Origin of the sequence: Agrobacterium sp. (genome assembly GCF_032092815.1) — a bacterium.
In the GTDB taxonomy this organism is placed as follows: domain Bacteria; phylum Pseudomonadota; class Alphaproteobacteria; order Rhizobiales; family Rhizobiaceae; genus Agrobacterium.
This window is the reverse complement of record NZ_DAMDBP010000072.1, coordinates 3,275-11,935: the sequence shown is the minus strand read 5'-3', so window position 1 is coordinate 11,935 and position 8,661 is coordinate 3,275. Positions and strand designations below refer to the sequence as shown.

The 8,661-nt window shown below is 56.6% G+C and carries 10 protein-coding genes; 6 read left to right on the top strand and 4 right to left on the bottom strand.

Annotated features, from left to right (window positions below; genetic code table 11):
- The 4 genes from moaC to RT613_RS22845 all read left to right on the top strand — a co-directional run.
- On the top strand, window positions 1-353 hold a 353-nt coding region (moaC, locus tag RT613_RS22860; protein WP_313618668.1), incomplete at its 5' end, for a cyclic pyranopterin monophosphate synthase MoaC.
- A 3-nt stretch (window positions 354-356) separates the two neighbouring features.
- Entirely contained in the window at window positions 357-1,571 is a 1,215-nt protein-coding gene (glp, locus tag RT613_RS22855; RefSeq protein ID WP_313618667.1) for a gephyrin-like molybdotransferase Glp, read from the top strand.
- A 42-nt stretch (window positions 1,572-1,613) separates the two neighbouring features.
- Window positions 1,614-2,303 carry a fumarylacetoacetate hydrolase family protein gene (locus tag RT613_RS22850; protein WP_313618666.1) on the top strand — a complete coding sequence of 230 codons (690 nt, stop codon included), beginning with the start codon at window positions 1,614-1,616 and terminating at the stop codon, window positions 2,301-2,303.
- Between the two features lie 27 nt (window positions 2,304-2,330).
- Window positions 2,331-2,858, top strand: a complete 528-nt coding sequence (locus RT613_RS22845; protein ID WP_313618665.1) for a gamma carbonic anhydrase family protein — start codon at window positions 2,331-2,333, stop codon at window positions 2,856-2,858.
- A 20-nt stretch (window positions 2,859-2,878) separates the two neighbouring features.
- Here the strand turns inward: RT613_RS22845 and RT613_RS22840 are convergent, their stop codons facing one another.
- The 4 genes from RT613_RS22840 to RT613_RS22825 are packed head-to-tail and all read right to left on the bottom strand — an operon-like array spanning window position 2,879 to window position 5,629.
- A complete protein-coding gene (locus tag RT613_RS22840; RefSeq protein WP_313618664.1) occupies window positions 2,879-3,391 on the bottom strand; it encodes a GNAT family N-acetyltransferase in 513 nt (170 codons plus the stop codon).
- 21 nt (window positions 3,392-3,412) lie between these two features.
- Window positions 3,413-3,817, bottom strand: coding sequence for a zinc uptake transcriptional repressor Zur (gene zur, locus RT613_RS22835; RefSeq protein WP_313618663.1), 405 nt, complete (start codon window positions 3,815-3,817; stop codon window positions 3,413-3,415).
- Window positions 3,814-4,641 carry a zinc ABC transporter permease subunit ZnuB gene (gene znuB, locus RT613_RS22830; RefSeq protein WP_313618662.1) on the bottom strand — a complete coding sequence of 276 codons (828 nt, stop codon included), beginning with the start codon at window positions 4,639-4,641 and terminating at the stop codon, window positions 3,814-3,816. The genes zur and znuB overlap by 4 nt, the downstream gene beginning before the upstream one ends.
- Complete coding sequence (locus RT613_RS22825; RefSeq protein WP_313618661.1) at window positions 4,634-5,629, bottom strand: metal ABC transporter ATP-binding protein; 996 nt, start codon at window positions 5,627-5,629, stop codon at window positions 4,634-4,636. Before RT613_RS22825 ends, znuB begins: the two co-directional genes overlap by 8 nt.
- A 102-nt stretch (window positions 5,630-5,731) precedes the next feature.
- Here RT613_RS22825 and znuA point away from each other — a divergent pair, with 102 nt between their 5' ends.
- Together znuA and RT613_RS22815 are read left to right on the top strand one after the other, a co-directional pair.
- Window positions 5,732-6,748 (top strand): zinc ABC transporter substrate-binding protein ZnuA, encoded by a 1,017-nt coding sequence (znuA, locus tag RT613_RS22820; RefSeq protein WP_313618660.1) that lies wholly within the window; start codon window positions 5,732-5,734, stop codon window positions 6,746-6,748.
- 669 nt (window positions 6,749-7,417) lie between these two features.
- On the top strand, window positions 7,418-8,455 hold the full coding sequence (locus RT613_RS22815; protein ID WP_313618659.1) for a GlxA family transcriptional regulator: 1,038 nt from the start codon (window positions 7,418-7,420) through the stop codon (window positions 8,453-8,455).
- The last annotated feature ends 206 nt before the right edge of the window (window positions 8,456-8,661 follow it).

The window sequence follows — 8,661 nt, the reverse complement described above, 5'->3', positions numbered from 1 at the left end:
TCCGCGAGGGTGATTCCAAAAAGGGCGATGTCATTGGCACCGCCCGTATTGCCGGCATCATGGCCGCCAAACAGACTTCCAATCTCATTCCGCTCTGCCATCCCTTGATGCTGACCAAGGTCTCGGTCGATATTACCGAAGATGATGATCTGCCCGGCCTTCGTGTCAGCGCCACCGTCAAGCTGACTGGAAAAACCGGTGTGGAAATGGAAGCGCTCACAGCTGTTTCCGTGACCTGCCTGACGATTTACGATATGGCCAAGGCCGTTGATAAGGCCATGGAAATTGGCGGTATCGTTGTGTCGGAAAAAACCGGCGGAAAATCCGGGGATTATAAACGTCAGGAGACCTAGACTGTGTCATTGCTGCCAGTGAACGAGGCCATGGACAGACTGCTTTCACGCGCAAAGCCTGTCCTAGAAACAGAAACCGTTCTTCTGGCCCATGCCGATGGCCGTATTCTGGCGCAAGATGTTGCCGCCCGCCTGACACAACCACCATTCAATTCCTCTGCCATGGATGGTTATGCGCTGCGCACTCAAGATGCACCGCAACTTGGCTCCATCTTCACCGTCATTGGCACGGCGTCTGCCGGCCATGCCTTTGATGGCACGGTGGGCAAGGGTGAGGCGGTGCGCATTTTCACCGGCGCCCCGGTGCCGGAAGGTGCCGACAGCATTCTCATTCAGGAAGATGCCGAGCTTTTGGATGACAACCGCATCCGCAGCACATTCGAAGTGGTCAAAAACCGCCATATCCGCCCGAAGGGCCAGGATTTTGCCGAAGGCGAAATCGTGCTTAGCAAGAACCGCGTCCTGTCCTTTGCCGATGTGACGGTGGCCGCCGGCATGAACCACGCCGAACTTGCCGTTTACCGCAAGCCGCTGGTTGCCATTCTGGCGACCGGTGACGAGCTGGTGCAGCCGGGCAGCGTGCCGAAAAGCGACCAGATCATTGCCTCCAACACCTTTGGTGTGGCGGCTGTTGCCCGCAATGCCGGCGCTGAGGTGCTGGATCTCGGCATTATCAGCGACGATAAGGAACTGATCGGCAAGGCCATCGAGCGTGCGATAACCGCCAAGGCCGATGTGCTGGTGACGCTGGGTGGTGCCTCGGTCGGCGACCATGATCTGGTGCAGGCCAGCCTCAAGTCCAAGGGCATGGAGCTGGATTTCTGGCGCATTGCCATGCGCCCCGGCAAACCGCTGATGGTCGGCGCCATTGACGACATGCAGGTGCTGGGTCTGCCGGGAAACCCGGTGGCAAGCCTGGTCTGCAGCCTGCTGTTTCTGGAACCTCTGGTGCACAAGATGGCGCAGACGCCAGCGCGCCGCCGCGAAGTGCAGGCGATTACCGAAACCGACCTCAAGGCCAATGATCACCGCCAGGATTACATGCGCGCCACGCTTGATATCCGCGACGATGGTGTGCTGGTCGCCAAAAGTTTCGACAAGCAGGATTCATCGATGATGAAGACGCTGGCCTATTCCAACGCCCTGATTGTGCGCCCGCCCAATGCCCCGCCGTTGAAGGCCGGAGACCCCTGCCCGGTCATTCTGCTTCGCACTTAAATACCCCGCCCCTTCGGGCCACTCATTCGGAAGGACATTTCCATGGCTGAGACTGTTATCCCCGCACCAAAACCGGTCACCCTGCCGGTTGCCGGATCAGACAACGTGTTTCCTGTGCGTCGGGTCTATTGTGTTGGCCGCAACTACGCCGACCACGCCATTGAAATGGGCCATGACCCGTCACGCGAACCGCCATTCTTTTTCCAGAAGAACGCCGACAATCTTTTGCCGGCCGGTCAGGATTTCCCCTACCCGTCACTGTCATCCAACGTGCATTTCGAGGTGGAATTCATCGTTGCGCTGAAAGCCGGCGGTGCTGATATCCCGGTTGAAAAGGCGCTGGACTGCGTGTGGGGATATGGTGTTGGCATCGACATGACCCGCCGTGACGTGCAGGACGTGGCCAAGAAGATGTCGCGCCCATGGGAAGCCGCCAAGGCCTTTGAGGCCTCAGCACCGGTCTCGGCACTGGTTGCCGCGACAGAGACCGGTCACCGCGATCAAGGTGCGATCTGGCTTGATGTCAATGGTGACCGCCGCCAGTCGGGTGATCTCAACCAGATGATCTGGAAAGTGCCTGAAATCATCTCAGAGCTTTCCAAGCTGTTCGTGCTGGCCCCCGGTGATATCATCATGACCGGAACACCGGCCGGTGTTGGCCCTGTTGTGTCTGGCGACGTGATGGAATGTGGTGTGAATGGCATTGGCACGCTGAGCGTCAAGGTCGTTTGATCAAGCAAACCGCAGGAGGAGGACTGCATGCCGATTTACCGCCTTGGAGACCGTGAGCCACAATTGCCGGCCGCCGACCGATATTGGGTGGCACCGGACGCCAATGTCATTGGCCTTGTGACGCTGGGCGATGATGTCGGCATCTGGTTTGGCGCGACACTGCGCGGTGATAATGAGCCGATCACCGTTGGTGCCGGCAGCAACATTCAGGAAGGCGTGATGGTGCACAGCGATCCCGGCTTCCCCGCCACAATCGGCAAGGGCTGCACCATTGGCCACCACGCCATCGTGCATGGCTGCAGCATTGGCGACAATTCGCTGGTTGGCATGGGTGCCACCATTTTAAACGGCGCAAAGATTGGCAAGAACTGCCTGATCGGCGCCAATGCGCTGGTCACCGAAGGCAAGGAATTCCCGGATAATTCGCTGATTGTCGGTTCACCCGCCAGAGCCATCCGCACGCTGGATGACAGTGCAATAGCGCGACTGAGATTGTCGGCGCAGAATTATGTGGCCAACTGGAAGCGGTTTGCGAAAGACCTGCAGCAGATTTGATTGCCTGTCTTTCTCACGGATTACAAAGTGGTCGAGCGGCTGAACACGTCGTTCGGATAGGCCTCATCGCCAATGCTGAATTGCGTTGTACCGACCTTTTCAAACCCCTGCGCCAGATAAAAGGCGATGGCCGGGGTGTTTTCGGAATTTGTCGTCAGCCACACCGAGTTGTGACCTCCCTGACGCGACGCCGCCAATGCCTGGTTCAACAATGCCCGGCCAATGCCTTTGCCATGGTGGCGCAGTTGCACGTAGAGCGTTGCGATTTCGGTGGTGGAGCAATTGGCAACCGGTGCTTCCACGCCGTGGCTGATGCGGATGAAACCATCCAGACCATCCTCGTTTTCCGACACCCAGATTTGTTCATTGGGATTATCGATGAGTGCCAAAAATCGCGCCGCGGTAAATTCGCTCAAGGCATGATCGGCAAAAAGTGCATTCACACCGCGTCTAATATAGGTGCCAAGCCAAACCTCGATCGATATGGCAGCAAGGATGGAAGCGTCAGCTGGGCGCGCAATCCGTATGCTCACAGCACCCTTCTCCCATCAGCCTCAGGCAGCGCAGGCCTCGCAAAGCCCACGAATTTCGATCGTGGTCTTTTCCGCCTTGAACTTCTGGCCATTGACCCAGGATTGCAGGCGGTGATCGATCTCATGGTCATGGAATTCGCTGACCTGACCACAGGAATTACAAATGGCAAATGCCACAGTGCCGTGATGCGATGAACAGCAATCGGTCTGGGTGTGGGCGCAGGCAACAAAAGCATTGAGGCTTTCCAGCCGGTGCACCAGCCCGAATTCCACCAGTTTTTCCAGCGCACGGTACACCTGCAACGGCGCACGGAAACCATGGTCACGCAATTTGTCCAGAATGTTGTAGGCGCTCAGCGGCCCTTGCGAACCGGACAGAGTTTCAAACACAAGCGTCTGGTTTTTGGTCAGCGCTGGCGTAATCATGATGAACCTCCTTCATTCAATGGACGGGCATCGCGGTTTCTGCCGGGCGCCGGCAGCAGACTTAGAACAAAAAGAACCACCGCTGCAACCACGATTGACGGTCCGGACGGCGTATCAAAGTGAAGTGATCCAAACAGGCCTCCAATCACTGCAACAGCCCCGATCAGCGCGGCAAAAACCGCCATCCATTCCGGTGTGGTGGAGAAGCGCCGTGCCGTTGCCGCCGGGATGATCAACAGCGAGGTGATCAGCATGATGCCGACAATCTTCATGGCAATGGCAATGACCAGCGCCATCAGCAGCATGAAAAACAACTTGGTGCGTTCAGGATTGAGACCTTCCGCTTCGGCAAGTTCGGCATTGACGGTGGAGGCCAGAAGCGGCTTCCAGAGATAGATGATCGCAAAGATCACCAGCACGCCCCCACCCCAGATCAATTGCAGGTCATTGGTGGTGACAGCAAGAATGTCGCCAAACAGGAAAGCGATGAGGTCAATGCGCACCCAGGTCATGAAGGCGACCAGCACCAGACCAAAAGCCAGCGCGGAATGCGAAAGAATGCCCAGCAGCGCATCGGCAGAGAGCGCCTGACGGCGTTGCAAAAACAGCAAAAGCAGCGACACCAGCGTGGCGACAATGAACACGCTGATTATAAGGTTCAGGTCAAACATCAGCGACAGTGCCACGCCCAGCAGTGCCGAATGCGCCATCGTATCGCCGAAATAGGCCATGCGCCGCCACACGACAAAACAGCCAAGCGGCCCGGTCATCAAGGCAATGCCAATACCGGCCACAAGCGCGCGGATGAAAAAATCGTCAAACATGTCTGTGGCTCCCGGCCTCCTCGTGGTGCTTATGATCGTGCCCATGGTCATGGTCATGGTCATGGTCGGAACCGTCGGCCTTGATATGGCTGTGGTCATGGCCGCAGCCGCAGGCATCGCCATGCTCATGCGAATGATCGTGGTGATGGGAATGGTCATGATGTGCGTGATCATGAGCACCGTGATGATGACCATCATCGGGGTGGCAATGTTCGGTGATTGAACCATCGCTGTGCTGCACGCGACCATCCGGCAGATGGGTATGGTCATGATGGTGGCTGTAGACGGCAAGCGTCTTGGCCGCCGCCGAACCAAACAGGCGCATATATTCCGGGCTCTGGCTGACCGCCTGTGGTGTGCCGGTGCAGCAGACATGGCCGTTGAGGCAAATCACCGTATCGGTTTCGGCCATCACCACATGCAGATCATGCGAGATTAACAGAATGCCACAATTGGTTGTTTTCTTGATGTTTTTGATCAGATCGTAAAGCGCGATCTCGCCGGCGAAATCCACGCCCTGAACCGGTTCGTCCAGCACCAGCAGGTCAGGTTTGCGGGCAATGGCCCGTGCCAGCAGCGCGCGCTGAAACTCCCCGCCAGACAAATGCTGCACTTCCGCCCGTGACAAATGCAGAATGCCGGTGGCATCCAGCGCCCGGTCAATTTCCTTGGGCGGCAGATTGCCAGTCAGGGTAATCAACCGCCGCACGGTCAGTGGCATGGTCCAGTCGACCGACAGTTTTTGCGGCACGTAACCGATCTTCAGATCGCCGGTACGCTCCACCCGGCCCTCGGTCGGTTTCAACACGCCAATCGCCATCTTGGCGGTGGTGGATTTGCCAGAACCATTGGGACCGATCAGGGTCACGATTTCCCCACGCCCAACCGAAAAGCCGACATTGCGCACAAGCCAGCGATTGCCGCGATAAATGCCGGCACCATGAAGATGCACCAGCCTGTTGTCGTTTTTGCCTGGGGTTTGGAGCATTCGTTTTTTTTCCAAAGTCGTTGTTGCAGATGCTTATTGCATACGTTATAGCATCACATCAATATATGTAATAACATTACATTTGTCTGCAAGAGGTCCAACATGCGTTCAATCACTGCCCTGCTTTGCCTGTCTGCCAGCGTTTTCAGCTATTCCAGCGCCATGGCCGCCCCCAATGTCGTTGTGTCGATCAAGCCCATCCATTCGCTGGTCGCAGCCGTCATGGAAGGTGTTGGTGAACCAAAGCTCATTGTGGAAGGTGCTGCCTCTCCGCACACATATAGTCTGAAACCGTCCAACGCCAAGACGCTGCAGGATGCCGATGTGGTGTTCTGGGTTGGCCACGGCCTGGAAGCCTTCCTCGAAAAGCCGCTTGAGGCACTGGCCACCAAGGCAATCGTCATTGAGCTGGAAGATTCTAAAGGCCTGGAGAAGCTGAAATTCCGTGAAGGCGGCGCTTTTGAAGCCCATGATCACGGCGATGAAGGTCACGACCATGCGCATGAAGAAGGTGAACAAAAGGACGGCGAACATGCCCACGAGGCCGAGGAAGGTCATGAGGGGCATGATCACGCTGGGCACGATCACGAAGGCCACGATCACGGCGAATATGACATGCATCTGTGGCTCGACCCGATGAATGCCAAGGCCATGGCAGGCGCCATTGAAACGGCGCTCATTCAGGCAGACCCATCCAATGCCACCAAATATCAGGAAAACGCCAAGAAGCTGATGGAGAACCTCGACAAGCTCGACACCGAGCTTGCCACGACGCTTGAGCCGGTCAAGGACAAGCCCTTCATCGTGTTCCATGACGCTTACCAGTATTTCGAACACCGTTATGATGTGCGTGTCGCCGGCTCCATCACCGTCAGCCCGGAAACCATGCCCGGCGCCGATCGCGTTCGCCAGATCCACGACAAGATCAAGAGCCTCAATGCCACGTGCGTGTTCGCAGAACCGCAGTTCGAACCAAAGCTGGTCAAGGTGGTGACCGAAGGCACCGACGCCAAATCAGGCACGCTGGACCCGGAAGCCGCCACCTTCAAGGAAGGCCCGTCACTCTATTTCGACCTGATGCGCGGCATCGCCACCTCGATCAAGGATTGCCTGTCATAAGGGGCGATAGAAACACAAGGAGCAGCTACGGCTGATCGACTGGCGCGGATGGTGTTCAGGCATCCGCGCCTTTTTTGTGTTTTTTCGTGTGCACAATTCCACGCCTCCTCATCTCTGTGCCTGTCACAGAGATCCAGTTGAGCGCGTCTGCGCGAAGGAAGAGTCATTCAGCCCCAAGACTGGGACTGGGCCTGGATTCCCGCAACGAGTGCGGGAATGAGGGCAGAACTTTGCGACCGTCCCTCATTGCAAAACCTTTGACGTGTCAACAAACGCACCAGCCACCCAACGCCGTTCAACCAAGAGCCAGAATGAAAAGCGCGCAACCCAATTGCCCATGTCGCAAATGTACAAGTGCTGCGCCCACACAAAATTGAAAAGCGTCAGGTTTTTTCGCGCCAAAGATGCACTGCACGGATCATTTGCGCTTCATCAAATATCTTGAGTAAAAAACACAGGAAATGCCTTCAAAATAGTCGTTCAAGGCATGTTTTTAATCGATGGGTTGCCTATTTTAAATGCGCAAAACAAAGCGTGTTTAATTCAACCTCACAAAAATCAAAAATTGTCGCTGCTTGGCGTATTTTGCTATTATAATGTCGCAAATTGGATATCCAGTTTGACGTTTCCAAGCAAGGAATTGTGTATTCACAACGGAGCGCAGACACGATGAGCAAGGCAGGCCCGAAAAAACGCTCGATAGTCTTTTTTCTCGTTCCTCAATTTACGATGCTTCCCTTCATGGGCGCAGTTGAGACATTGCGCATAGCCAACCGCATGCTGGGTTATGATGCCTATGAATGGCGCCTCGCATCAGTTGATGGCCAACGCGTGCAATCCTCCTGCGGCATCTGTCTTGACGTCGATACGTCGCTGGCCGATGAGCGTCGCAATCTGAGCGGCGACAAGCGCTCCAACATGGTCATTGTCTGTTCGGGCATCAATGTCGAGCAATATCACAACAAGTCGGTCAACGCCTGGCTGCGTGAAGTCTACAATCGCGGCATTGCCGTGGGCAGCCTCTGTACCGCCGCCAATATTCTGGCCCAGGCCGGCCTGTTGAATGGCAAACGCTGCGCCATTCATTGGGAAAACCTGCCCGGCTTTTCTGAAAACTTTCCGCAGGTCGAGGTCTATGCCGATCTCTACGAAGTCGACAGCAACATCTACACCTGTGCCGGCGGCACGGCCTCGCTGGATATGATGCTGAACCTGATCGGCCAGGATTTTGGCGAAAATCTCGTCAATCGCGTCTGTGAGCAGCAATTGACCGACCGGGTGCGCAACCCAAGGGACCGCCAGCGCCTGCCCCTGCGCGCCCGCCTTGGCGTGCAAAACAGCAAGGTTCTGTCGATCATCGAACTGATGGAAAGCAACTTGTCCGAGCCGCTGTCGCTGCTGGACATTGCCGATGGTGCCGATCTGTCCCGTCGTCAGGTCGAGCGCCTGTTCCGTCAGGAAATGGGCCGTTCGCCCGCCCGCTATTATCTCGAGATCCGCCTCGACCGCGCACGGCACCTGCTGGTGCAATCCTCCATGCCTGCCGTGGAAGTGGCGGTTGCCTGCGGTTTCGTCTCCGCCTCACATTTCTCGAAGTGTTATCGCGAAATCTACAACCGCTCACCGCAGCAGGAGCGTGCTGAGCGCAAGATCGTCATATCCTCGCTGCACAAGGAACCCGTCGCCTTCATGTCAGGCCCGCACTGAGCCGATAAAGCTGAAATTGGCCCGCACCGATGCGGGCCACACAAACAGGGGCAGAGCGGCAAAGCCGCAAACAAAAACAATCACGCAAGGCGCATTACGAATAGGGTTTGACGGCGGCCAGAATGTCTTCTGCCGAACTGCCGCGACCGGCCCTCTGCCCCGCCTCACCATGCAACCAGACGGCCGCTGCCGCCGCTTCGAACGCC

Excerpts from the sequence above, each read along its gene's own strand:
- RT613_RS22850 (WP_313618666.1), top strand. The coding sequence starts at position 1,614 with ATGGCTGAGACTGTTATCCCCGCACCAAAACCGGTCACCCTGCCGGTT.
- RT613_RS22845 (WP_313618665.1), top strand. The coding sequence starts at position 2,331 with ATGCCGATTTACCGCCTTGGAGACCGTGAGCCACAATTGCCGGCCGCC.
- zur (WP_313618663.1), bottom strand. The coding sequence starts at position 3,817 with ATGATTACGCCAGCGCTGACCAAAAACCAGACGCTTGTGTTTGAAACT.
- znuB (WP_313618662.1), bottom strand. The coding sequence starts at position 4,641 with ATGTTTGACGATTTTTTCATCCGCGCGCTTGTGGCCGGTATTGGCATT.
- RT613_RS22825 (WP_313618661.1), bottom strand. The coding sequence starts at position 5,629 with ATGCTCCAAACCCCAGGCAAAAACGACAACAGGCTGGTGCATCTTCAT.
- znuA (WP_313618660.1), top strand. The coding sequence starts at position 5,732 with ATGCGTTCAATCACTGCCCTGCTTTGCCTGTCTGCCAGCGTTTTCAGC.
- RT613_RS22815 (WP_313618659.1), top strand. The coding sequence starts at position 7,418 with ATGAGCAAGGCAGGCCCGAAAAAACGCTCGATAGTCTTTTTTCTCGTT.